At 70.1% G+C, this 23,663-nt stretch carries 24 protein-coding genes; 6 read left to right on the top strand and 18 right to left on the bottom strand.

All coding sequences use genetic code 11. From position 1 onward, the window contains the following. Positions 1-23: 23 nt before the first annotated feature. The 4 genes from ABN273_RS22535 to ABN273_RS22520 all read right to left on the bottom strand — a co-directional run bounded on the left by ABN273_RS22535 (position 24) and on the right by ABN273_RS22520 (position 2,607). Positions 24-674 carry a DUF2461 domain-containing protein gene (locus ABN273_RS22535; protein ID WP_349450919.1) on the bottom strand — a complete coding sequence of 217 codons (651 nt, stop codon included), beginning with the start codon at positions 672-674 and terminating at the stop codon, positions 24-26. 37 nt (positions 675-711) lie between these two features. Further along, positions 712-1,503, bottom strand: coding sequence for a polysaccharide deacetylase family protein (locus ABN273_RS22530; protein WP_349450918.1), 792 nt, complete (start codon positions 1,501-1,503; stop codon positions 712-714). A 30-nt stretch (positions 1,504-1,533) separates the two neighbouring features. After that, a complete protein-coding gene (locus tag ABN273_RS22525) occupies positions 1,534-1,839 on the bottom strand; it encodes a hypothetical protein (RefSeq protein ID WP_349450917.1) in 306 nt (101 codons plus the stop codon). Positions 1,840-2,031: 192 nt separating this feature from the next. Next, entirely contained in the window at positions 2,032-2,607 is a 576-nt protein-coding gene (locus tag ABN273_RS22520) for a helix-turn-helix domain-containing protein (RefSeq protein ID WP_349450916.1), read from the bottom strand. An 87-nt stretch (positions 2,608-2,694) separates the two neighbouring features. Between ABN273_RS22520 and ABN273_RS22515 the strand changes: the two genes are divergently transcribed. Continuing rightward, positions 2,695-3,534 (top strand): EamA family transporter, encoded by an 840-nt coding sequence (locus ABN273_RS22515; protein ID WP_349450915.1) that lies wholly within the window; start codon positions 2,695-2,697, stop codon positions 3,532-3,534. A 304-nt stretch (positions 3,535-3,838) separates the two neighbouring features. Here the strand turns inward: ABN273_RS22515 and ABN273_RS22510 are convergent, their stop codons facing one another. Beyond that, positions 3,839-4,426, bottom strand: a complete 588-nt coding sequence (locus tag ABN273_RS22510; RefSeq protein WP_349450914.1) for a sigma-70 family RNA polymerase sigma factor — start codon at positions 4,424-4,426, stop codon at positions 3,839-3,841. A 246-nt stretch (positions 4,427-4,672) separates the two neighbouring features. On the opposite strand from ABN273_RS22510, the gene ABN273_RS22505 reads away from it, so the two are divergent. Further along, on the top strand, positions 4,673-5,749 hold the full coding sequence (locus ABN273_RS22505; protein WP_349450913.1) for a PLP-dependent cysteine synthase family protein: 1,077 nt from the start codon (positions 4,673-4,675) through the stop codon (positions 5,747-5,749). Between the two features lie 19 nt (positions 5,750-5,768). Here the strand turns inward: ABN273_RS22505 and ABN273_RS22500 are convergent, their stop codons facing one another. Beyond that, positions 5,769-6,728, bottom strand: coding sequence for an ABC transporter substrate-binding protein (locus tag ABN273_RS22500; RefSeq protein WP_349450912.1), 960 nt, complete (start codon positions 6,726-6,728; stop codon positions 5,769-5,771). 105 nt (positions 6,729-6,833) lie between these two features. On the opposite strand from ABN273_RS22500, the gene ABN273_RS22495 reads away from it, so the two are divergent. From ABN273_RS22495 to ABN273_RS22485, 3 genes are read left to right on the top strand one after another with little or no spacing between them, the layout of a single operon-like run. Then, positions 6,834-7,868, top strand: a complete 1,035-nt coding sequence (locus ABN273_RS22495; RefSeq protein WP_349450911.1) for a FecCD family ABC transporter permease — start codon at positions 6,834-6,836, stop codon at positions 7,866-7,868. Next, on the top strand, positions 7,868-8,911 hold the full coding sequence (locus ABN273_RS22490) for a FecCD family ABC transporter permease (RefSeq protein ID WP_349450910.1): 1,044 nt from the start codon (positions 7,868-7,870) through the stop codon (positions 8,909-8,911). Before ABN273_RS22495 ends, ABN273_RS22490 begins: the two co-directional genes overlap by 1 nt. Beyond that, positions 8,908-9,711 carry an ABC transporter ATP-binding protein gene (locus tag ABN273_RS22485; RefSeq protein WP_349450909.1) on the top strand — a complete coding sequence of 268 codons (804 nt, stop codon included), beginning with the start codon at positions 8,908-8,910 and terminating at the stop codon, positions 9,709-9,711. Before ABN273_RS22490 ends, ABN273_RS22485 begins: the two co-directional genes overlap by 4 nt. A 58-nt stretch (positions 9,712-9,769) precedes the next feature. Here ABN273_RS22485 and ABN273_RS22480 read toward each other — a convergent pair whose 3' ends face one another. The 6 genes from ABN273_RS22480 to ABN273_RS22455 form a co-directional block, all read right to left on the bottom strand. Further along, on the bottom strand, positions 9,770-11,446 hold the full coding sequence (locus ABN273_RS22480) for a tetratricopeptide repeat protein (RefSeq protein ID WP_349450908.1): 1,677 nt from the start codon (positions 11,444-11,446) through the stop codon (positions 9,770-9,772). Between the two features lie 242 nt (positions 11,447-11,688). After that, the gene (ftsY, locus tag ABN273_RS22475) at positions 11,689-12,867 is read right to left on the bottom strand and encodes a signal recognition particle-docking protein FtsY (protein WP_349450907.1); all 1,179 of its coding nucleotides are present in this window, start codon (positions 12,865-12,867) and stop codon (positions 11,689-11,691) included. 88 nt (positions 12,868-12,955) lie between these two features. After that, positions 12,956-16,696, bottom strand: coding sequence for a chromosome segregation protein SMC (gene smc, locus ABN273_RS22470; protein ID WP_349450906.1), 3,741 nt, complete (start codon positions 16,694-16,696; stop codon positions 12,956-12,958). Positions 16,697-16,874: 178 nt separating this feature from the next. Continuing rightward, a complete protein-coding gene (locus ABN273_RS22465) occupies positions 16,875-17,069 on the bottom strand; it encodes a hypothetical protein (RefSeq protein ID WP_349450905.1) in 195 nt (64 codons plus the stop codon). 190 nt (positions 17,070-17,259) lie between these two features. Next, the gene (locus ABN273_RS22460) at positions 17,260-17,547 is read right to left on the bottom strand and encodes an acylphosphatase (protein WP_349450904.1); all 288 of its coding nucleotides are present in this window, start codon (positions 17,545-17,547) and stop codon (positions 17,260-17,262) included. Between the two features lie 11 nt (positions 17,548-17,558). Next, positions 17,559-18,461: a LysR family transcriptional regulator gene (locus ABN273_RS22455; protein WP_349450903.1), complete on the bottom strand. Its 903-nt coding sequence runs from the start codon at positions 18,459-18,461 to the stop codon at positions 17,559-17,561. Between the two features lie 97 nt (positions 18,462-18,558). Here ABN273_RS22455 and ABN273_RS22450 point away from each other — a divergent pair, with 97 nt between their 5' ends. After that, positions 18,559-19,722, top strand: a complete 1,164-nt coding sequence (locus ABN273_RS22450) for an MFS transporter (RefSeq protein WP_349450902.1) — start codon at positions 18,559-18,561, stop codon at positions 19,720-19,722. Here the strand turns inward: ABN273_RS22450 and mutM are convergent. The 6 genes from mutM to rsmD form a co-directional block, all read right to left on the bottom strand. Further along, positions 19,670-20,515: a bifunctional DNA-formamidopyrimidine glycosylase/DNA-(apurinic or apyrimidinic site) lyase gene (gene mutM / locus ABN273_RS22445; protein WP_349450901.1), complete on the bottom strand. Its 846-nt coding sequence runs from the start codon at positions 20,513-20,515 to the stop codon at positions 19,670-19,672. The two genes, ABN273_RS22450 and mutM, sit on opposite strands and share 53 nt — an antisense overlap. A gap of 115 nt (positions 20,516-20,630) precedes the next feature. After that, positions 20,631-21,350: a ribonuclease III gene (rnc, locus tag ABN273_RS22440; RefSeq protein WP_349450936.1), complete on the bottom strand. Its 720-nt coding sequence runs from the start codon at positions 21,348-21,350 to the stop codon at positions 20,631-20,633. 216 nt (positions 21,351-21,566) lie between these two features. Continuing rightward, positions 21,567-21,746: a 50S ribosomal protein L32 gene (gene rpmF / locus ABN273_RS22435; RefSeq protein WP_139632166.1), complete on the bottom strand. Its 180-nt coding sequence runs from the start codon at positions 21,744-21,746 to the stop codon at positions 21,567-21,569. A gap of 1 nt (position 21,747) precedes the next feature. Further along, on the bottom strand, positions 21,748-22,317 hold the full coding sequence (locus tag ABN273_RS22430; protein WP_502911111.1) for a YceD family protein: 570 nt from the start codon (positions 22,315-22,317) through the stop codon (positions 21,748-21,750). Between the two features lie 53 nt (positions 22,318-22,370). Continuing rightward, complete coding sequence (gene coaD, locus ABN273_RS22425; RefSeq protein ID WP_349450900.1) at positions 22,371-22,847, bottom strand: pantetheine-phosphate adenylyltransferase; 477 nt, start codon at positions 22,845-22,847, stop codon at positions 22,371-22,373. Between the two features lie 14 nt (positions 22,848-22,861). Then, complete coding sequence (gene rsmD, locus ABN273_RS22420) at positions 22,862-23,428, bottom strand: 16S rRNA (guanine(966)-N(2))-methyltransferase RsmD (RefSeq protein WP_349450899.1); 567 nt, start codon at positions 23,426-23,428, stop codon at positions 22,862-22,864. Positions 23,429-23,663 lie beyond the last annotated feature (235 nt).

The raw sequence follows: 23,663 nt of genomic DNA, 5'->3' as shown, positions 1-23,663 counted from the left end.
GCCCCGCATACGGGCCGGGCGGCTCAGCGGCGTGGCAGCTCGCTGCCGCGGACGTGGGTGCAGAGCCAGTCGACCAGCGGGCCGTAGGCGCGCCAGGTGTGCGACACGCGCGCGAGCACCTCCGCCGTGTGCACCCACGGCTCCGGCTCGAAGCTCATGCCCGCGTAGAGCGACTTGTGTCGCAGCAGCTCGATGCGCGGGTGGTCCTCCGTGAAGCCCCGCGGCTTGGTCTTGAGCCGCTCCCCGTACAGCGCGTAACCCTGGGCCACGAGCCCCGCGGTGAGCGACTCCAGAGGCTTGCCCGACAGGTCCTCGTCCACGGCCGCCCGGTAGCGGGCCACCTGGTCGGCGGCCTGCGTGTAGAAGCCGCCCGCCGTGAACAGCCCCGCCGCGCTCACCTCGACGTAAAGCCCGATCCCTGGCTGCAGGTCCACGAAGGCACCCTGGTGGGTCTTGTACGGCGACTTGTCCTTGGAGAAGCGCACATCCCGATAGGGCCTGAAGAGCTGCGCGGGCCCGAACTCCGGAGCCAGCTCATCCGTGAGCGCCAGCATCGGCTCCCGCACCGCCTCCTCATAGAGGTGCTTGTGCCGCGTGAAGTAGGTCTTCGAATTGTCCGCCTCGAGCCCCTCGTAGAACAGGAACGCCTCGTCAGGGAAGCCGCTGAAACCCATGTCACCAGGGTGCCATGCCTCACCGGCACGACGGACGTCAGCGCTCGGTGTACGTGCGCCCAGGCGCGGGCGTCCTGCCGTACAGCTCGGAAACCGTGACGAACGTATAGCCCTTCTTCTCGAGGGTGTCGAGCATGGCAGGCACAGCCTCCACGGTGCTCCGGTGGATGTCGTGCAGCAGGACGATCGAGCCGGGTTTGGCGGCGCCGGCCCGCTTGGCCACGAGGGCAGGCACGCGGTTCAGCCAGTCGAGCGTGTCCACGTTCCACAGGATCTGGGCCAGCCCCTCGCGGTGCAACTCCGTCACGACGCGGTCGTCCGTCGACCCGTACGGGGGCCGCATCACCCGCATCCGCACCCCGGTCAGCTTCTCCACCAGGTCGTCGGTGCGCTTGAGCTGCCGTTCGATCTCCTCGCGTGACAGCGTCGCGAGCGCCGGATGGCTCCACGAGTGGTTGCCGATTTCGTGGCCCTCCGCCACGATGCGGCGTGTGAGGCGGCCGTCCTTGTCGGCCGCCACCATCTGCCCGATGACGAAGAACGTGGCCCTGACGTCACGCTTGTGCAGCAGGTCGAGCAGCGGCGCGGTGTACTCGCCCGGCCCGTCGTCAAAGGTCAGGGCCACGCACTTCAGCTTCGCGCAGTCGAAGTTGCGGCTACGCGGCCAACCGGCCTGCATGGACGCCAGTCGTTTGGCGAGCGCCTCGGGATTGACGAGAGCCGGCCGGATGGGCGCGACCGGCGTCGTGGTCTGCTGGTGACGCGCCACCGAATAGGTGACGCACAGCGCGAGAGCGAGCAGGGCCAGCGGCAAAGCCCATACGCGCATGGTTCCCCCTGAAACGCCGCGCGCGGGGGCTTATGGATAGTCCTGGACCGGTTTCCCCCGCAGTTCTCTGGCCAGGTCGTCCCACCAGAGTGGGATATCGGCCTGCAGTTCCTTGTAGCGGCGCGCCACGCGTATGGCACATCCAACCGGATCCGTACCCAGATGCCGACGTTTCACCGCCCCTTCCTGCCAACGGTAAAAACCATCTCTATACCGCACGACCAGGCCTATCCACACCGAGATGGTCTCGCCGTCGCCTACCTCGTACGCGTTGGTGACGCCCAGAACATGAAGCTCCACCTGGAGCTTCTCTGTCGCCGCTCGGGCCTCACTCACCCGCCACCCCCTGCCGACGTGCCGTCGTACACCAGGGATGTACCCAACAACGGGCATCAGCCGTCCAAGACATGCGGTAATCGTCACCCGCCGGCGGCTGAGGCCCGTGACCTGCTGTCACGTGAGCATCACGAGCGCATACGTTACCGATCGTGACCGGGATTTTCCACAATGTTGCCGAGGGCGTTACCGCTACTGGTCGTGCGCCTCGCGCGGCTCGGCGACCACCATGATCAACCTGAGCTCCTCCTCGCCCCTGTTCGCGTAGCGATGGGGCCGGTCGGCGGTGAAGAGCACCGCGTCGTCCTTTCCGATCACGTGGCTCCTGCCGTACACCGTGAGCGTCAGCTCGCCGTCCAGCACGGTCAGCATCTCGCGGGTGCCCGGCGGGTGGGCGTCGCCGTCGTGGTGCTCGCCGGGCGCCAGCCGCCAGTCCCACAGCTCCAGGATCATCGGCACGTCCGCGCCCACCAGCAGCCGCGCCTGCACGTCCCCCTGCTCGAACGTGACCACGTCGGACTTGCTCACGATCCGCACCGTGGGCACGTCGGCGACCTCGACGAGCCTGGCCACGGTGACGCCCAGGGCGGAGGCGATCCGGGTGAGCGTGGAGACGCTGGGGTTCGTCCTGCCCTGCTCCACCTGGACGAGCATGCCCCTGCTCACCCCCGACCTGGCGGCCAGCGCGTCCAGGGTCAGCCCGCGGTGCGCGCGCTGGGCACGCACGTTGTTCGCGATGGCCTGGTTGATCAGTTCCGGATCTTCCACGCAGTGCAGTCTAGTGAATTCCATGTGCAGCGGAATGTACTCTATGTGTTGTACTGAGAGTGCAACCTGTTGAACTGGAGGGTACCGGTGACGGTGATCCTGGCGACCGCGTGCGCAGTGGTGTACGGCACGGCCGACTTCTTCGGCGGCCTGGCCACGAAGCGCTCTCAGGTGCTGTCCGTCGTCGCGTTATCGCAGCTCGCGGGCCTGGCGCTGATCCTCGGCCTGCTGCCGCTGCTGCCGGGCACGGTCAGCACTCAGGCTCTGGCGTGGGGCCTGGCGGCGGGCCTGTCGGGCGCGACCGGCCTGGTGCTGTTCTATCGGGCGCTGGCCACGGGCGTCATGTCGGTGGTGGCCCCGACGACGGCCGTCACCTCCGCGGCACTTCCCGTGGTGTTCGGGCTGGCGACGGGCGAGCGGCCCGCGTTCTGGGCACTGGTGGGCGTGGTCCTGGCGCTCGGCGCGGTGCTGCTGGTCAGCCAGGACAAGTCCGCCGACCGGCGCGGTTCGCTCACCTCGGTGCTGACCGCCCTGGCCGCGGGGGCCGGGTTCGGCGGCTTCTTCATCCTGCTCGCCATGGCGCCGCACGAGGCTGGTCTGTGGCCGCTGGTGGGCGCCAGGCTGTCGTCGGTGACGGCCGTGGCGCTGCTGGCCGTGGCCACGCGGCGGGCGCTGAAGCCGGGCCCAGGCTCGCTGCACATCATCGTGGCGGCGGGCGTGCTCGACATGGCGGCGAACGTGCTCTACCTGCTGGCCCAGCAGGACGGCCTGCTCAGCCTGGTCGCCGTGCTGGTCTCGCTCTATCCCGCGAGCACCCTGCTGCTGGCGAGGCGGGTGCTGGGCGAGCGGCTGCACGGCATCCAGGTGGCCGGTGTGGCATGCGCGCTCGGGGCGGTGGCGCTGATAGCCGTTGCGCAGCCCCACTAGCGCTTGCTAAAAGGCGGCCGGGCCGGTCGTCTCAGGGCGTGGAGACCTCCAGACGGTAGTCGGGTCCGCGAAGCGCCAAGCACCCCGTTCCATAGCTCGCAGCGTCTGCGCCGCGAGTTCCCGCCAAAGGCGGGACGGGAGTCCTCGCCGTCACGGCGAGGTGCAGGTCAACCGGCTACATACCACCTGAGCCCGAATCCCCTCGGGGATACGGGCTCTGGATCAGCCGGCAGCTCTGCGATCTCGTGGAGCTGCGCAACGAAGGCGGCGTGTTACGCGTCCGCCTTCATTTCACTATGGGGTCTTAGGCCGCGGCGCGCTGGGCGGGGAGCCGGACGGCGCCTTCCTCGCGGGCGTACTCCTCCAGCATGCCGCGCAGCTGGCGGCGGCCCCGGTGGAGGCGGGACATGACGGTGCCGATGGGCGTGCCCATGCGCTCGGCGATCTCCTTGTACGCGAAACCCTCGACGTCGGCCAGGTAGACGGCCACGCGGAAGTCCTCGGGGAGCGCCCGCAGGGCGTTCATGACGACGCTGTCGGGCAGCCGGTCGAGCGCCTCGGTCTCGGCCGAGCGCAGACCGGTGGAGCTGTGCGACTCGGCGGCGTGCAGCTGCCAGTCCTCGATGTCCTCGGCGGCCGACAGCTTCGGCGAGCGCTGCTTCTTGCGGTAGTCGTTGATGAAGTTGTTGGTGAGGATCCGGTGCAGCCACGCCTTGAGGTTGGTGCCCTCCCGGAACTGGTGATACGACGTGTACGCCTTCGCCACCGTCTCCTGTACCAGGTCTTCCGCGTCAGCGGCGTTGCGGGTCAGGCGCATGGCGGAGGCGAACAGCTGCGACGTCACGGGCACGACATCGCGCTCGAACCAGTCCTGACGCTGCTCATCGGTCATAGTGATCAATTCATTCCCCCTTGCGCTATCCCCCGTTCCGGCACAAGCCGCCTGCGGGCGGATTCCATCATGGCAAGTCCCAGGTAAGGGACGCGTTAGAGATCCGCCTTGGTCAGAGGGGGTTTCCGTCCATCTGCTCGCGGCGCATACGGTCACGTCCACGGCCGGACAAGTCTCAGTATCATAACACTACCCGTCCAATTTTTCGGAAATAGTGGCGAGAGTCACATGGGATAGCGTATGGGCATGAGTTTCGTGGACCGTCACGACCTGGGGACGCGCCGCTGGCTGGCGGAGGCCATACGCAAGGTCGAAGCCGACGCCAACCGTAGCTGCGACACACACCTGCACGTCTTTCCGCTGCCCTCGCACTGGGGTGTAAACCTCTACTTGAAAGACGAGTCGGTGCACCCCACAGGTTCACTCAAACATCGGCTGGCTCGCTCTCTCTTCCTCTACGGCCTGGCCAACGGCTGGATCGGCCCCACCACGACGATCGTGGAGGCGTCGAGCGGATCTACGGCCGTGAGCGAGGCGTACTTCGCCCGCCTGCTCGGCCTGCCGTTCATCGCGGTCATGCCCGCGTCCACGTCGCCGGAGAAGTGTCACCTCATCGAGTTCTACGGTGGGAAATGTCACCTCGTCGCGGACCCTCGCGCGATCTATGACGAATCTCACCGTCTGGCCACCGAGACCGGCGGCCACTTCATGGACCAGTTCACCTACGCGGAGCGGGCCACCGACTGGCGCGGCAACAACAACATCGCCGAGTCGATCTATTCCCAGATGTCCATGGAGCCCCACCCCGAGCCCGCGTGGATCGTGGTGGGCGCCGGCACCGGCGGCACGTCCTCCACCATCGGCCGCTACATCCGCTACCGCCGCCACCCCACCCGCCTGGCCGTCGTCGACCCGGAGGGCTCGGCCTTCTACCCGAGCTGGGTCTCCGGCGACACCTCGGTCACCGCGCCCGGCTCGCGCATCGAGGGCATCGGCCGCCCCCGCGTGGAGCCCTCGTTCCAGCCGTCCGTCATCGACCGCATGATCGCCGTGCCCGACGCCCGCTCGATCGCCGCGATGCACTGGACGCGCGAGGTCACGGGGCTGGACGTGGGCGGCTCGACGGGCACGAACATGGCGGCCTGCGTGGACCTGATCGACGAGATGCGGGCGGCGGGCGAGCAGGGCAGCATCGTCACGCTGATCTGCGACAGCGGCGACCGCTACCGCGGCACGTACGGCAACCCGCAGTGGCTCGCCGACCATGGCCTCGACATCGACCCCCACCTGGCGGAGCTCCGCGCGTTCCTCAGCGCCTCATGAACGAGGCCTGGTAGCCGGGTCAGGTCCGCGCGGGGTCCACGGAGAAGAGCTTGGCCACGTCGTCCAGGATCGCCTGGGCCCCCTGGAGCCCCACCGCGGTCATCCAGGTCAGGTCGTCGACGTCGTGCTTGTCGCCCTTGAGCTTGCCCCAGAGCGGGTTGTTCACGAACTTCTCCTTGGGCCCCTCGGCCGCCGGATCCTTAACGGTCGAGACGAAGATGTGGTCGGCGTCCAGGTCCGAGGTCCGCTCCTGGCTGACGTCCACCGCGATGGCGTCCTGCTTGGTCGGCTGCCCCTCGGGCCTGGGGAATCCGACGTCCTTCAGCACGAGTCCTGAGTAGGACTTCTCCACGTACAGCCGGACCGTCGGCTCGCCGGCGAACCGCACGACCGAGATCGTCGGCAGCTCGCCGTCCTTCGCCTTGATGGCTGCGCCGATCTTGGCCGCCCGGCCCTCGTACTCCTTGATCCTGGTGTCGGCGAGTTGCTCCTTGCCCAGGGCCTGTCCCATGAGCCGGACGTTCTCCTTCCAGATGGCCCCGGTGGTCTCGCTGAACACGGTCGGCGCGATCTTGGACAGCTTGTCGTACAGGGCCTCGTGCCGGACCTTCGCCGAGACGATCAGGTCGGGCTTGAGCGCTATGATCTTCTCCAGGCTCGGCTGCTCCAGCGTGCCGACCGGGGTGGCCTCCTTGCCGTACTGCTCGGCGACGGTCCCGAGGTAGGCGGGCAGCTTGTCGTCGAGCGACCGGTATGTCGTGTACCCCACCACCGGCGTCTCCAGCGTGAGCACCGCGTCGACGAAGCTCTGGTCGAGCGCCACCACCCGCTTCGGCTGGGCAGGGATCGCGGTCTCGCCCATGGCGTGTTTGACGGTCCTGAACGCAGAGGGGGCGGCCTCGGTCTCGCCCGCGGAGGTGCCGCAGGCCGCGAGCCCCGCCACCAGGACGGCGCCGACCAGCACGCGCAACGATCTCATCAGATCCCTTTCCCGAATCCAAAAGTAAGGTAAACCTAAATTAGGTTAGCCCTGCCTAAGCTGGCATACTTCTGCAGGGTCGAGCAAATGTTGAGGAGGACGCGGGTGAGTGCGACCGCCGTGGCACCGCGTCTCCAGGGCATCCGCCAAAGGCGGCTCACCGTACTCCTCGCCCTGCTCGCCGCCGTGCTCGTCGCGATTGTGCTGAGCATCACAGTCGGCTCCAAGTCCGTGCCGCTCCCCGACGCCTGGCACGCCCTCACCGCCCCCACCGGGACCGAGAACGACATCGTCATCCGCTCGCTCCGCGTCCCGAGAACCGTCTTGGGGGTTCTCGCCGGGATCGCGCTCGGCGTGGCGGGCGCGCTCATGCAGGGCCACACCCGCAACCCGCTCGCCGACCCCGGGCTGCTCGGCGTCACGCAAGGGGCGGCGTTCGCGATGGTCTCCTCGATCATCCTGCTCGGCGCCTCCAGCCTGCTCGCCTACATCTGGTTCGGCCTGGCGGGCGCGCTGATCGCCAGCGTCGGGGTGTTCGCGCTCGGCATGGTGGGCGGCAGGGGCGGCCCCACCCCGGTCACGCTGGCGCTCGCGGGCACCGCGGTGAGCGCTCTGCTGTACGCCCTGACCTCGGCCATCGTGCTGCTGGACGAGCAGGCGATGGACGTGTTCCGCTTCTGGCAGGCCGGCTCGATCGCGGCCAGGGGCGCGGACGTGGTCTGGCAGGTGCTGCCGTTCATCCTCGTGGGCCTGGTGCTCGCGATGGTCAACGCGCCCGGCCTGAACGCGCTCTCCCTGGGCGAGGACGTGGCCAGGAGCCTCGGCCAGAACATCCCCATGACCCGCACCGTCGGCGTCGCCGCGGTGACCCTGCTGTCCGGCGCGTCCGTCGCGGCGTGCGGCTCGCTGGCGTTCGTGGGCCTGATCGTGCCCCACCTGGCCCGCCCGTTGTCGGGCACCGACCACCGTTGGCTGCTGCCGTTCTCGGGGCTGGTCGGCGCGGCGCTGCTGCTGCTCGCCGACGTGATCGGCCGCGTGGTGGCCCCACCGGGAGAGCTGGAGGTAGGCGTGGTGCTCGCGCTGCTCGGCGCGCCCTTCTTCGTCGCGCTCGTACGGCGCAGGAAGCCAGTGCGACTGTGATGACCGCTCTCCCCTTGCGCGTCGGCGGCCTGTCCTGGCGGGTACGACTGCGCGGCGTCGCCGTCACGCTGACAGGACTCGCCCTCCTCGTCCTGCTCATGGCCATGAACATGCGCATCGGCGAGCTCCAGATGACGCTGCAGGAAGTGTTCACCGGCACGTTCGACGTCAACAGCGCCGCCCACTTCGTCATCATGGAGCTGCGCCTGCCGCGCGCCCTCACCGGTGTCCTGGTCGGCGCCGCGCTCGCGCTGTCCGGCGCGATCATCCAGTCCATCGCGCGCAACCCGCTCGCGAGCCCCGAGATCCTCGGCGTCACCACCGGCGCCTCCGTGACGGTCGTGGCCGGCGTCGTGGCCAGCGGCAGCGTGTACGGCGGCACCAGCGGCCTGCTGGCCACCCTCGGCATCCCCGCGCTGGCCCTGCTCGGCGGCCTGACCGGCGCGGCCGTCGTCTACGGGCTGGCCTGGCGGCGCGGCCTGGACGGCTACCGCCTGGTGCTGGTCGGCATCGGCGTGGCCGCCGTGTTCACGAACATCAAGTTCTGGCTGCTGACCGTCGGCGACGTGAACGACACCGGCCGCGCCATGGTCTGGATCAGCGGCTCGCTCAACGGCCGCGGCTGGGAGCACGTGATGCCCACGGCGCTGGCCCTGGCCGTGCTCGTGCCGCTGACCCTGCTCGGCACCCGCTCACTCGACGCGCTGCGTTTCAGCGACGACACGATCGCCGGGCTCGGCGTCCGTACGAACCTGGCCCGCGCGCTCATGATCCTGGCCGCCGTGCTGCTGGCCGCCGTGGCCACCGCCTCCGCCGGTCCGATCGCGTTCGTGGCCCTCGCCTCGCCGCAGATCGCGCTCAGGCTCACCCGCTCCGCCCAGCCGCCGCTGCTGTGCTCGGCGGTCGTCGGCGCCGTGCTCGCCGCCGCCGCCGACCTGATCGCCAGGACCGCGTTCTCCCCGCTGGAGCTGCCCGTCGGCATCGTCACCGCCGTGCTGGGCGCCCCGTACCTGATCCATCTGATCTGGAGGTCACGCAAATGAGGCTGCAGGCCGCCGGCGTCAAGCTCGGGTACGGCGACCGCCTGGTGGTCGACGGCCTCGACCTCGGCATCGAGGCGGGCACCGTGACCACGATCATCGGCCCGAACGGCTGTGGCAAGTCCACGCTGCTGCGCGCGCTCGGCCGCCTGCTCAAGCCTCAGGGCGGCGAGGTGCTGCTGGACGGCAAGCGCATCGACAAGATCCCCACCCGCGAGGTCGCCAAGATCCTCGGCGTGCTCCCCCAGGCGCCCACCGCCCCCGAAGGGCTGACCGTGGCCGACCTGGTGGCCAGGGGCCGGCATCCCCACCAGACGTGGTACCGGCAGTGGTCGTCGGACGACGAGGGCGCCGTCGCGGCCGCCCTGGACATGACGGGCCTGGCCGAGCTGGCGGAGCGGCCGCTGGACGAGCTGTCGGGCGGCCAGCGGCAGCGGGCGTGGATCTCCATGGCCCTGGCCCAGGGCACGGACCTGCTGCTGCTCGACGAGCCGACCACGTTCCTGGACCTGGCGCACCAGGTGGAGGTGCTGGAGCTCGTACGGCACCTGCACCAGGAGGCCGGGCGCACGGTCGTCATGGTCCTGCACGACCTCAACCTGGCCGCCCGCTACGCCGACCGGCTGGTGGCCATGCGCGCCGGCAAGGTGATCGCCGCGGGCACCCCGCACGAGGTGCTCACCGAGGAGCTGCTGCGCGAGGTGTTCGACCTGGACGCCAAGGTCATCGAGGATCCGGTGGCGGGCACTCCCCTGGTGGTGCCGATCGGGCCGCGCCCGCATCATGGAGAGCCGCGAGCCTGACCCGCCGCGGTGGCGAGCCGGCTCCACCCGGCGGCGGCCGTCAGCGCCCGCCCACGGGTCACACCTCGGCGAGCGCCCGCCCGACGTCCTCGTCGTCAGGGGCCAGCTGTGCGGCTCTGAGCAGGTCCTGCCTGGCCTGGCCCGCCAGCCCCGCGGCCCGGTAGACCACGGACCGGTTGAACAGCAGCTCGGCCGTCTCCCCCAGCTCGAGGGCGTGCGTCAGGTCGGCCAGCGCCGCGTCGTGCTCGCCGCGCTCGAAGGCCAGCTCGGCCCTTCCCGCCCAGGCCGCCACCAGTCCAGGGTCGATCTCCAGCGCCCCGTCGAACGCGGTCCGCGCCTCCGGGTGCCTGCCCTCGGCCAGCTCCACCTGCCCGAGCACGCACAGCAGGTGGGGATCGCGCGGCGTCAGCCCCAGCCCGCGCACCACGTCCTCCCTGGCGCTCGCGTACTCCCCCTGACCCGCACAGATCCCGCTGCGGTTCACGTACGCGGGCGCGAACTCGGGGTCCAGCTCCAGCGTGTGGTCCAGGTCGGCACGGGCGCCGTCGAGATCGCCCGAGGCGAACCGGAGCTCGGCCCGGTTGTAGTACGCCTCGGGGAAGGGCGGGCTGAGCCGCATGACCGCCTCGTAGTCGGCCAGCGCCTCGTCCGGCCGGCCGAGCCGGTGCAGCAGGTTGCCGCGCTCGAGGTAGTAGTCGGGATAGCCGGGGTCGGCCTCGATCGCCCGCGTGTAGTCGGCCAGGGCCTCATCTGTCCTGCCTGCCATGGCCAGGAGCTGTGCCCTGTTGGCGTACAGCACGAGCCGGTGGATCGGGTGCTCGCCGGGGAGATCCGCCTCCGCCAGGTCGATGGCCTGCTGTACGAGCTCCGCCGCGGCCTCGTAACGACCCCTGCGCACCTCCACCAGGGCCTTGCCGTTGAGGTCGAACCCGAGGTGGAAGGCGCGCTCGCGGCGGTCAGGCAGCAGCGACGTGATCGTGACCGCCTCGTTGACCCAGGCCAGGGCCTCCTGCGGGTCGCGCCGGGCCGGGTCGTGGTGGCGTACCAGGATCATGGCGGTGGCGTACGCGATGGTGGCGCGGTGTTTGGGGTCGGTGCTCTCGCGCCTGGCCCTGTCGTACAGCTCGCGGGCCTCCTCCTCGCGCTCGATGGCCTCCAGGGCGGCGGCGACGCGCTGCAGGAGCTGTTGCCAGCCCTCCGGGTCGTCCGCGTACGCCATCCCGCGCAGCGCCTCCAGGCCCGACTCGGCCATGGCGTGGTGGAAACCCTCGTCGCGATAGCGGTCGAAATCCGCACATAACGGCAAGGCACTCGGAGCCGACGGGCCCTCGTCGATGCGGAGCAGCCCCGGGTCGATCCTGCGCCGCAGCACGGCCACCAGCTCGGCGTCGGTGTGGTCGGCCTCGCCCAGGTTGGTCACGGCCACGGCGAGCGGGCCCGCGCGGCGCAGGTGGTCACGGACGAACTCGGCCAGCCCGTTCGCGATCCGGAGGCTACGCCGGGCGCCCGGCACGAGAATGCGCTGCCCCCTCGGCAGGCTGCCGGCCAGCGAGGTCCTGCGCTCGGGCACGGCCTCCCGTAAGCCCGGCGCGGCGGCGCGGATCTCGATGTCATGCGCGGCGACCAGGCCGGGCCAGTGCTCCAGGGCCTGGGGAACAAGGTGGCCGAGGAGCCCGGCCGCGAGCGTGTAGGGTCCGGCGATCCGGCGGTCGGCGTCGAGAATGATCGTGTCCATGAGAGACCCTGGGCCGGCGCCCCCAGCTGAGACGCCAGCCTTAGTGGTTCAGGCCTGGTGCCTCGGCGCGGCCGCAGCAGCTGGCTTCACGGTCCCGGGCCTGTGAACAACGATCTTCTTCATGGGCGCCCTTCCAAGTGTCTTCGATGACCGATCAATGTCAGCACATGGAAAAGTCGCGATCAATGTTTATTCGGTAATGGCTCTTCCGCCGTTAATTACCGTATGTCCGGAATGCGCCGTCAGTCCCCCAGGATCGCGTCCACGAACACCTCGGGGTCGAACGGCGCCAGGTCGTCGGGCCCCTCGCCCAGCCCCACGAGCTTGACCGGCACGCCCAGCTCCCGCTGCACCGAGATCACGATGCCGCCCTTGGCGGTGCCGTCGAGCTTGGTCAGCGCGATGCCTGTGATATTGACCACCTCGGCGAACACCTGAGCCTGGCGCATGCCGTTCTGGCCGGTGGTGGCGTCGAGGACGAGCAGCACCTCGTCGACCGTGGCCTTCTTCTCGATGACCCGCTTGACCTTGCCCAGCTCGTCCATGAGGCCGGTCTTGGTGTGGAGGCGGCCCGCGGTGTCGACGATGACGACGTCGACCTTCTCCTCGATGCCCTTGGCGGTGGCGTCGAACGCCACGGAGGCCGGGTCGCCGCCCTCGGGGCCGCGCACGACGTCGGCGCCCACCCGCTCGCCCCAGGTCTGGAGCTGGTCGGCGGCCGCCGCCCGGAACGTGTCGGCCGCGCCGAGCACGACCTTCTTGCCGTCGCCGACGAGCGAACGGGCGAGCTTGCCGGTGGTGGTGGTCTTGCCGGTGCCGTTGACGCCCACGACGAGCACCACCGCGGGCCGCTCGCCGTGCCTCTTGACCTGGAGCGTGCGGTCGAGGTCGGGGTTGACCTGGGCGAGCAGCTCCTCCTTCAGCAGCCCGCGCAGCTCTGCGGGGGTGCGGCTGCCCAGCACCTTGACCTTGGTGCGCAGGTCCTCGACGACGGCCTGGGTCGGCGCGACACCCATGTCGGCGCTGATCAGCTTCTCTTCGACCTCGTCCCACACCTCGTCGTCGAGCCGGTCGCGGGAGAGCAGCTCGAGCAGCCCGCGCCCGAGCGCGCTCTGCGAGCGCGCCAGCCGCGAGCGCAGCCGCACCATCCGGCCCGCGGACGGCGGCGGCACCTCGATCTCCGGCTTGACGACGGCCGGCTCGGCGGGCTTGACCGGCGGCGGGAGCGTGGTGGTCGCGCCCTCGCCCTCCTCGCCGACTCCGGCGGGCCGCTTCTCCTTCTCCTCGGGAAGCACGGGCGTCTCGGGCGGCTTGACCGGCGGGGCCGCCTTGCGACCCGGCCTGAAGTACAGCAGAAGACCGCCGACCGCCAGCAGGGCGACGACGGCCACGATCACTATGACGCCGAGGTAACCATCCACAACATGTCAGTTTTCCAGATCGACCGGCATGGTCATGCCCAAGGCCACTCCGATCAGCCCCAACTCACGTTTCTTCGGAGATGGGGTGTCAGGCCGACTCGCGCTCGCGCAGCCGCTGGCTGACCACCTGTGTCACGCCGTCGCCGCGCATCGAAACGCCGTAGAGCGCGTCGGCGATCTCCATCGTGCGCTTGTTGTGGGTGATGACGATCAGCTGCGAACTCTGCCGCAGCTCCTCGAACAACGTCAGCAGCCGCTGCGTGTTCGTGTCGTCGAGGGCGGCCTCGACCTCGTCCATCACGTAGAAGGGCGAGGGCCGCGCCTTGAAGATGGAGACCAGGAACGCCACGGCGGTCAGCGAGCGCTCGCCGCCCGACAGCAGCGACAGCCGCTTGACCTTCTTGCCCGGCGGCCTGGCCTCGACCTCGATGCCGGTGGTCAGCATGTCGTTGGGCTCGGTCAGCACCAGCCGGCCCTCACCGCCGGGGAACACCCTGGTGAAGATCTGCTCGAACTCCCTGGCCACGTCCTCGTACGCCGAGGCGAACATCTGCTCCACCCGGTCGTCGACCTCCTGGACCACGGTCAGCAGGTCGCGCCGGGTCTTCTTGAGGTCTTCGAGCTGCGAGTTGAGGAACGCGTGCCGCTCCTCCAGCGCCGCGAACTCCTCCAGCGCCAGCGGGTTGACCTTGCCGAGCTGGTTCATCTGCCGCTCGGCGGCCCTGGCCCGCTTCTCCTGCTCCTCGCGCACGTACGGCACGGGCGGGTCGCCGGGGACCGGGGCCTCGGGGCCGTACTCGGAGATCAGGGCCTCGACCTCGACCCCGAACTCCTCCAGCGCCCGCTGCTCCATCTGCTCCAGCCGCAGCCGCTGCTCGGTGCGGGCGACCTCGCTGCCGTGCACGCGGTTGACCAGCTTGTCCAGCTCCTGGCCGAGCTCGCGCACCCGGAGGCGGACCTGCTTGAGCTCGGCGTCGACCGCCACCCTGGCGAGGTCGGCCTCGTCGCGCTCCCTGGAGGCGAGCTGGACGGAGGATTCGAGCGCTTTGAGCACCTGCCTTGCGCCCTTGCTGACGGACTCGGCCACGGCCGCCTGCTGGCGGCGCCTGGCGCGCTGGGCGGCCGCCTGGGCGCGCTCCTGGCGCTCGCGCTGGGCGGCCCGCATGAGGCCGTCGGCGCGGCCCTCGATGCCCTTGACGCGCTCCTCGGCGGTGCGGACCTGCAGGCGGGTGTCCATCTCGCGCTGCCTCGCGGCCTCGCAGGCACCCGCCAGGTCGTCGCGGAGGTCGGTGGTGGGCTCGGACTCCAGCTCCTGGGCGTACTCGGCCTCGGCCAGGCGGATCTCCAGCTCGGCGAGCTCCTCCTGGCCTTCGGTACGCGACTCCTCCGCTCTGGTGACGCTCTTGGCGAGGCGCTCGGCCTCGTCGCGGGCGGCGTTGGCGGCGGCCTCGAGCTGGGCCAGGCGCTTGGCGGCGGCGGCGTTGCGCTGGTCGGCCTCCCGCTGGCGGCCCCTGACCTGGTCGAGGGCGCCCTGGGCGGCGCTCACGCCCGCCTGGGCGGTGGTGACCGCGGTCTGGGCCTCGTTGACCTTCGCCTGGGCGGCCTCCAGCGCCGCCTGGGCCGCCTGCTCCCGCTCGATCGCCTCGTCCAGCGCCTCGGCCGTCTCCTCGGCCCTGCGCTCGGCCTCCGCCAGGTCGCTGACCGCCTCGTCGAGCGCGGCCCGCACCTGCAGCACGGAGGTGCCGCCCTCGGCGCCGCCGCTGGCCAGGTGGGCGCTCACCAGGTCGCCCGCCTCGGTCACCGCCCTGAGCTCGGGGTGGCGGTCGACGACCGAGCGTGCGGCGTCGAGGTCCGCCACGACCACGACGTCCTCGAGCACGTGGTCGAGGGCGGGCCGTAGGTGGTCGGGGACCGTGACGAGGTCGGCGGCCCACTGACCGCCCTCAGGAGCCGCCGCACGCGTGCGCCGGGCTCCGCCGTGCCCGTCCTCCCCGGCGGTCCCTGTAGCGCTCCCCGACGCCTCGGCGTCGCCGGTGCCACCCGGGAGTGCCACCAGGAGAGTCGCCTGGCCCGCGCCTTGGGCGCGCAGCAAATCGAGCGCCTCCACGGCCGTGTCCAGGGTCTTGACCGCGATCGCCTCGGCGACGGGACCCAGCACGGCCGCCACCGCCAGCTCGGCACCGGGCGTGACCTGCATCGAGGCCGCCAGCGGCCCCAGCACCCCGGCCAGGTCCGCCTCCAGCAGCGCCGCACCGCCGTCGCCCTTGGCGAGCCCCAGCTCCAGGGCGTCCCGGCGAGCGACCAGGGCGGCCACGGACCGCTGCGCCTGCTGGTCGGCGGCGCGCGCGGTGACCACCCCCGACTTGGCGGCCTGCAGGGCGGCGCGCGGCGCGTCGAGGCCCGACTTGGCCTCCTCCACCGCGGCCCGCGCCTCGTCGGCGACGGCCCTGGCCTCCTCCACCAGGGCCTGCGCCGTGGCAAGCTCCTCAGCGAGCGCGGGATCGACCGCGGGCTCCTCCAGCCGCTGCGTCTCCAGGTCCGCCCTGGCCTGCCGCTCGCGTTCGGCCGCGTCGGCCACGGCCTGCTGGAGCCGCCCGATCTCCTCCTCGGCGGCCCGTGCCCGGCTCCGTACGGAATCAACCTTGCCGCGCAGCTTGGCCAGCCCCTCGCGGCGGTCGGCGGCGGCCCGGGCGGCCAGAGCGAGCCGCTGCTCCTCGGCGCTCAGCTCGGCCTCGGCCGCGGCCCGCGCCGCGACGGCCTCCTCCAGCAGCTCCTGTGCCTGCTCCAGCTCGGCCTTGAGGATCAGCTCGCGCTCGCGCACCTCGGCCGCCTCGCGTTCGAGGTCCTCGGGGTCGCGACCGCGGCGTTCGATGGCGGCGGCGTCGAGCGCGTGGCGGTGGCGCTCGGCGGCGAGCTGCGCCAGGCCGGTGATGCGCTCGCGCAGCGACGAGAGCCGGAAGAACGTCTCCTGCGCGGCGGCCAGGCGGGGCTGCGTCTCGGCCTCGGCGGCCTCCAGCGCCGCCTCGCGCTGCTGGCCCTCGGCCAGCTCGGTCTCCACCTGGTTGCGCCTGGCCATGACCGCGGCCTCGTCGGCGGCCTCCCGCTCCAGCGTCGTACGCAGGATGCGCACGTCGTCGGCCAGCAGCCGCAGCCGGGCGTCACGGAGGTCGGCCTGGATGACGGCGGCCTTGCGGGCGATCTCCGCCTGGCGGCCCAGCGGCTTGAGCTGGCGGCGCAGCTCGGTGGCGAGGTCCTGGACGCGGGTCAGGTTGGCCTGCATGGCGTCGAGCTTGCGCAGCGCCTTTTCCTTGCGCTTGCGGTGCTTGAGCACGCCGGCGGCCTCCTCGATGAAGGCCCGCCGGTCCTCCGGCCCCGCGTGCAGCACGGTGTCGAGCTGGCCCTGACCGACGATCACGTGCATCTCGCGGCCGATGCCCGAGTCGGACAGCAGCTCCTGGATGTCGAGCAGGCGGCAGGTGTCGCCGTTGATGGCGTATTCGCTCTGCCCCGACCTGAACATCAGCCGGCTGATCGTGACCTCGGTGTAGTCGATCGGCAGCGCGCCGTCGGAGTTGTCGATGGTCAGCGTCACCTCGGCGCGCCCGAGCGGCGGCCTGGAGGAGGTGCCGGCGAAGATGACGTCCTCCATCTTGCCGCCGCGCAGCGACTTGGCGCTGTGCTCGCCCATGACCCAGGCGAGGGCGTCGACGACGTTGGACTTGCCCGAGCCGTTGGGGCCGACGACGCAGGTGATGCCCGGTTCGAAACGGAGGGCGGTCGCGGAGGCGAAGGACTTGAAGCCGCGCAGGGTGAGGGTCTTCAAATACAAGCGCGACCCCCTTCTCCCTGATGCCGGACTCGGGAAAGCCTACTGGGTCAGCACTGCCCCACGTGGGCACGTACATTCTGGACCGGAGCGGCCTGGGCAAAGGAAGCTTTTGGAAGGTGCGCAAATAACAAGGGACGCCTCTCCGAGACGTCCCTGGGGTCTTGCGCTCCGATCACTCTCAGGTGAGTGCCGGCTCGCGCTCTTGCATGCGGTTTAGCGCCTCATCGCGAGTTTGCGCTGCAAGAGCGTCATTCGTGGCCTGAAGTCGGATAAGTTCTGCCTCCAGATCCCGGATACGCTGCTGCAGGCGGCGCATCTCCGAGACCATTCGAGGGTCAGGACCGCCGACGTGGCCGAGTAGAGCCTTCGCCATGGTAAAGGGTCCTCCACGCTGAGTGACCAGACTGGTTCGCGCACTTCTATTCCGCGGGAGGGGTGCGCGTGGTACCTAACAAGAGTCGCACCGGCAGTGTGGGCGGTCAAGTCGAACCAACCGCTGAGCCCTACTGATGGGCACTCCCAACATACAACTATACCCTATTTGGGCGGTTTAACGGAAGGTACTAACGTTCCACAAACCCGCCCAAACTACCTCGGGCTTCGCTCCAACGTTCTACTACTCCATCCACTCTCCCCGGCGTGTCGCAACCTCTCAGCAGCTCCAGCAGCTTGACGCACGCCTCGCGGGGGCCCTCCGCGACCACTTCCACCCGGCCGTCGGCCGTGTTGCGCGCCCAGCCCTCGAGGCCCAGCTCCAGCGCCCGGGCACGGGTCCACCAGCGGAACCCCACACCCTGGACCCTGCCCCTGACCCAGGCGGTCAATCGGGCGTTCTCGCTGTTTTCCTGCATGTCCTCTCCCGTCAGGCCACAAGGGACTCCACCCCGAGTGCGTGCCCGACCGCCGCCTCGTTGAACGCCCTGATCGCGGCGGTCTCGGCGGCCTTCACCCAGACCAGGCCCATGATGGACGGGGGCAGCCCGATGACTGGGACGAAGCTCACATCGGGCCGCCTGTGGTGGGCCGCCGTCGGGGTGCAGAACAGCATGCCACCCCGGTTGAGCGCCACCTGGGTCAGGCCCTCCTGGCTGGTGGCCACCGTACCGGCCAGGGGAATCGGGCGTCCGGAAGGGGTCACCGAGGGTGTCACCCGCTCCCGCCAGTCCCGCGGGGCCGGCCCGCCCAGTCCGATCAGCGGCACCCGCGACAGCTCCTCCGCGGCGATGCTCGCGCGGGCGGCCAGCGGGTGGCGGATGGAGACGCCCAGCTGGTAGGAGACGTCGTTCAGCCCCGCACCGGTCATCAGGTCGGGCTCGTCCACCGGGAGCAGCGTGAACGCGAGGTCCACCTGCCCGGCCCGCAACTTGCTGAAAGGATCCGAGAGCGGGATCTCGACCAGCTCCACCTCGCACCCGGGATACCTGCGTTCGAAGGCCTGCACGCTTCCCGTGACGACCTCCGTGGGCGTGGCCAGGAAGCCCACCTTGATCGCGCCGGTCACCTCGCGGGCGGCCGCCTTGGCCCGGCTCACCGCGCCCGCCAGCCCGTCGTACGCGGGCCGCAGGTCGGCCAGGAAGCGCTCGCCGAGCGGCGTGAGGCGCACCCTGCGGCTGGTCCGGTGGAAGAGCCTGCCGCCGATCCGGGTCTCCAGCGAGCCTATGAGCTGGCTCACCCGCCCGGGCGACAGGTAGAGGCGCTCGGCCGTACGCGCGAAGTGCAGCTCCTCGCTGAGCACCACGAAGCACTCAAGCTCCCTGAACTCCATCTCCACCACCTCAGGATCGGGATCGCTTAGCCCACCTAAACCAAGCCTTCGGACTTCGCCATTGTTCCCGCCGGCGGCCGGGCCAAGGCTGAGTGGCATGACCATCACTGAAGTCTCCCCTGATACGAGGGCTCGCTGGCTGGCCGTGTCGACGGTCGCGGTGGGCACCTTCACCATCGTGACCAGCGAGATGCTGCCCGTCGGGCTGCTGTCCTCGATCGCCGCCACCCTTGGCGTGTCCGAAGGGACCGCCGGGCTGATGATGACGGCCCCCGGGCTGGTCGCCGCCGTGTCCGCGCCTGTGCTGGCCGTCACCACCCGCCGGCTCGACCGGCGTGCCATGTTGCTCGGGCTGATGGCGGTGCTGGCGGTGGCCAACCTGGTGGGCGCGTTCGCGCCGAGCTATCCCGTCATGCTGGCGGCCAGGGTGCTGGCCGGGGTGAGCATCGGCGGGTTCTGGGCCTTCGCGGCCGGCCTGGCGACGCGCCTGGTGCCGGAACGGTCCGTCGGGCGGGCCACGTCGATCATCTTGGGCGGTGTCTCGGTGGCGTCGGTGCTCGGCGTGCCCGCGGCGACGTTCATCTCGTCGTTCGCGGGGTGGCGGACGGCGTTCGCCGCGATGGGGGTGGTGGCGCTGGTCCTGATCGCGGTCCTGTACGCCACGCTGCCGCCGCTGCCGGGCGAGGCCCCCGCCCGGGCCTCCGGATCCCGGCGGGAGTGGCTCTCGGGGCCGCTCAAGACCGTCCTGGTCATGACCGTCCTGATCGTGTGCGGCCACTTCGCCGCCTACACCTACGTCCAGCCGTTCCTCGAGCAGGTCTCGCACGCCGGTCCCGCCCTCATCAGCATCATCCTGCTCATGTACGGCGCCGCGGGCGTGGTGGGCAACTTCACAGCCGGGACATGGGCCGCCAGGAACCCCAAGCCGGTCCTGATCACGTGCGCCGTCCTCATCGCGCTGGGCACGGCGGCGCTGCCCACGATCGGCCTGCCCCTGGCCGTGCTGGTCGTGTGGGGCTTCGGCTACGGGGGCGTCGGCGTGACGCTGCAGCTGTGGATCATGCGCGCGGGCGGCGGCGAGCTCGGCACGGCGCTCTTCGTCGGCGCCTTCAACGTCTCCATCGCGCTCGGCGCGTTCGCCGGCGGCAGGGTCGTGGACGGGCTCTCGCTCTCGGCCGCGATGTGGCTGGGCACAGGGCTGGCCGTGCTCACCGCGGCCGTCGCTGGCATTTGGGGCAGGAGTACGACGACCGGTTCATGAACGGCTCGCGCCTGATCGGGGTGCCGCAGCGCGAGCAGGGCAGGTCGCGCCGGCCGTACACCTCCAGGGAGCGGTCGAAGTAGCCGCTCTCGCCGTTGACGTTCACGTACAGGCTGTCGAACGAGGTGCCGCCCGCCCGCAGCGCGGACGCCATGACCGTGCGCACGGCGGCCAGCAGCTCGGCGATCTTGGGACGCGTGAGCGTCTGCGTGGGCCTGGCCCAGTGGAGCCGCGCGATCCACAGGGCCTCGTCCGCGTAGATGTTGCCGACGCCGCTGATCAGCGACTGGTCGAGCAGCGCCCGCTTGATCTCGGTGTGCTTGGCCCTGAGCCTGCGCGCGAACTCGGCCTCGTCGAACACCACCTCGAACGGGTCGGGGGCGATGTGGGAGATCGGCTCCGGCACGCCGCCGACCAGGGACGTGACCATGACGTGGCCGAACGTCCGCTGATCGACGAAGCGCAGGTCGGGGCCGCCGTCCTCGAAGCGGACGCGTACCCTGAGATGCTTCTCCGGCGGCGAGTCCTGGTCGACCACCAGCAGCTGGCCGCTCATCCCCAGATGGGCCATGAGCGCCTCCTCGGCGCCCGACAGCCGGAGCCACAGGTACTTGCCGCGGCGCTCGGCGGAGAGCACCTCGCGGCCCTTCAGCCGCGCCGTGAACTCGTCGGCCCCGGGCAGGTGCCGCCTGATCGCGCGGGGGTGCAGCACCTCCGCCGAGGCGATCTCGCGCCCGGTGACCCATTGCGCGAGGCCGCGCCTGACGACCTCGACCTCCGGCAGCTCAGGCAACTCAGCCCCCTAAAACTCGGGCGCCGCAAACCTCTGGCCACCCGGGCAACCGGGCCGCCAGACGCTTCTGGCAAGCAACTTCATTGTCGCCCTCCGGACACATCCGGACGGCCGTTCAGCTCGCGGGCTGGCTCTCGCGCTGCTCGCGCCTGGCCCTGATGCGGGTCCAGGCCGCCTCGGCCGCCTGCTGCTCGGCCTCCTTCTTGCTGCGCCCGGTGCCCGACCCGTACGACTCGCCGCCGACCCGCACCATGGCCGTGAACGACTTGGCGTGGTCGGGGCCGCTCTCCTCGACGTGGTATTCCGGCACGCCGAGCGCCTCGGAGGCGGTCAGCTCCTGCAGCGAGGTCTTCCAGTCAAGCCCGGCCCCGAGCGAGGCCGAGCGGACGATCAGCGGGTCGAACAGCAGGTGCACCACCCGGAACGCCTCGTCGAGCCCCTTGTCGACATAGACGGCGCCGATCAGCGCCTCGAGGGTGTCGGCCAGGATGGACGACTTGTCGCGCCCGCCGGTGCCCTCCTCGCCCCTGCCGAGCCGCAGGAACCGGCCGAGGCCCAGGTTTCTGGCCACGTCGGCCAGCGCCCGCATGTTGACCACCGCGGCACGCAGCTTCGCGAGCTGGCCCTCGGGCAGGTCGGGGTGGTTGCGGTAGAGGGTGTCGGTGACCACCAGGCCCAGCACCGAGTCGCCCAGGAACTCCAGGCGCTCGTTGGTGGGCAGGCCGCCGTTCTCGTACGCGTAGGAGCGGTGGGTCAGCGCCCGCTCCAGGATGTCGGGGTCGAGCCCGACCGACAGGACCCGCTCGAGCTCGTCTCTGGCGACCTCCACGGCCACCGGCTTAGGACCTGCGCCCACGTCTTTCCTCCTCGGACATCTTTCGCATGGCGCGCGCCGGCTGCGGAAGATGCCCGAAAACGTGGTGGGCGTCGGGGTAACGCGTAGCCCCGGCGTCCACCACGGCCGCGGGCGAACCGCCGCCGTACGCATCTGAGACGGTAACGCCGACCGAGGCACAATGGCACCCGGTCGGCATCACGTCAAGCAGCGGGATCAGGCGGACGGCTCGATGACCTGACGACGGTTGTAGGTGCCGCAGGTGGGGCACGCGATGTGCGGCTGCTTGGGGGAACGGCACTGCGGGCAGCTCACCAGGGCGACAGCAGTCGTCTTCCACTGGGAGCGACGGTGGCGGGTGTTACTCCGCGACATCTTTCGCTTCGGGACGGCCACGTCACTTCTCCTGATCGTTATCTTTGTCGGTAATCAGACCTTGCAACGACGCCCAACGGGCATCGATCTTCTCGTGCCGGTGATCGTCGCCGGCCTCGGCCAGCTTGATCCCGCACTCCGTGCAGAGCCCCTCGCAGTCCTCACGGCACACAGGGCTCAACGGCAGTGCCAGCACCACCGCGTCGCGGAACGTCGGCTCGAGGTCGAACAGCTCACCGTCGAGCAGTGAGTCCTCCTCCGAGGCGTCCTCGTCGGAGTAGAAGAACAGCTCCTGCAGGTCAACCTCGATGTCCGAGGCGACCGGGTCGAGGCAGCGCGCGCACTCCCCGGCGAGCGGGGCCTGCGCCGTGCCTGACACGAGCACGCCTTCCATCACTGCTTCGAGCCGGAGGTCCAGCTCGACTTCGGCGTCCTTGGGGACACCGATCATGTCGACGCCGAGATCCGCCGGTGCCGGGAGGGCCAGGGTCAACTGCCGCATCGTGCCCGGCCGCTTTCCCAGATCATGAGTGGAGATCACCCACGGGGAGCGGGGGTCGAGGTGCTCAGTCATCCTGCTCTCGCTAGGCATGGCGAGATGATCGCCGTCGTACAAGGCCGAAATGAAAGGATAGCAGGTCGCACTCAGCCCCTGAGCCGCTCGATGAGCAGCTTGTGCACAAGATCGGGTACGAGGCCCGACACGTCCCCACCGTACCTGGCGATCTCCTTCACCCGGCTGGAGGACAGGAACGAGTATTCGGGATTCGTGGGCATGAAAAGCGTCTCGACGCCTGACAGCCGATAGTTGAGCTGCGCCATCTGCAGCTCGTAGTCGAAGTCGCTGACCACCCTGATGCCCTTGACGATGGCGGGGATGTCGTTCTGCCTGCAGAAATCGACCAGCAGCCCATGGAATTTCCGCACCTTGACGTTCGGAAATTCCTTGGTCACGGTCTGCAGGATCTCGATTCGCTCGTCCACCGTGAACAGGCTGCTTTTCTCGACGTTGATGAGGACTGCCACGGTCACCTCGTCATACAGGCGGGCTGAGCGGCCGATGATGTCGAGGTGGCCATTGGTGATGGGGTCGAACGACCCCGGGCAGACTACGCGGCGCAAGACGCCTCCCAGGTCTACGGGTTCCCGGCGGCGCGACCGTACCAAACGGACGCTTCACCATAACGACGGACCCTCTCCTCAACGTAGCCTTCTGGCCACATCAGGGCCTTTCCCCTGCTTTCCCTCTCGAATGCCACCAACGCCTCATCCGCCAGCCAGCCGTTGTCCCGCAGCAGCTCGAGCACCTGCTGGACCTCGGCGTCGGACACGGCATAGGGCGGGTCGGCGAACACGATGTCGTACGGCTCCCCGGGGATCTTCCCGAGCATCCGCTCCACCTTGTCCGCGATCACCTTGGCGCCTTCGAGGCCGAGCGCCTGGACGTTCGCCTTGATCGTCCGCACCGCCCTGGGGTCGGACTCGACCAGCGCGGCCTCCTTCGCTCCCCTGGACAGGGCCTCCAGGCCGATCGCCCCCGATCCGGCGTACAGGTCGAGCACGCGGGCGCCCTCGAGTCCGTACAGCGAGTCGAGCGTCAAGAAGATCCCTTCTCTCGCCCTGTCGCTGGTCGGCCTCGTGCCACGCCCCGGCGGCACCGCGAGCCGCCTGCCACCCGCGATGCCTGCGATGATCCGCGTCATGTGACCCATTGTTCCGCATATTCATGCAGGTCAAGAGTGGACAAGTGTCTGCCTCGAGTACGCAAGGGTGATTCACATCGGATCGGTCGGCCCGCATGATGAGTTCTGCGGCCTTCAAGGTGACCCACATGAAGGCCGACCGGCGTGATCGTGAGCCCTTCCGCACGCCGGTTCCCTCGGCACCTGACCCGAGGGTGGGCCCAGCCGGGGACGGCATTCGGGGGGAGGCCGTCCC

Origin of the sequence: Nonomuraea sp. B19D2 (assembly GCF_040137845.1) — a bacterium.
GTDB lineage: Bacteria > Actinomycetota > Actinomycetes > Streptosporangiales > Streptosporangiaceae > Nonomuraea.
This window is presented reverse-complemented; position numbering and strand designations above follow the sequence as displayed.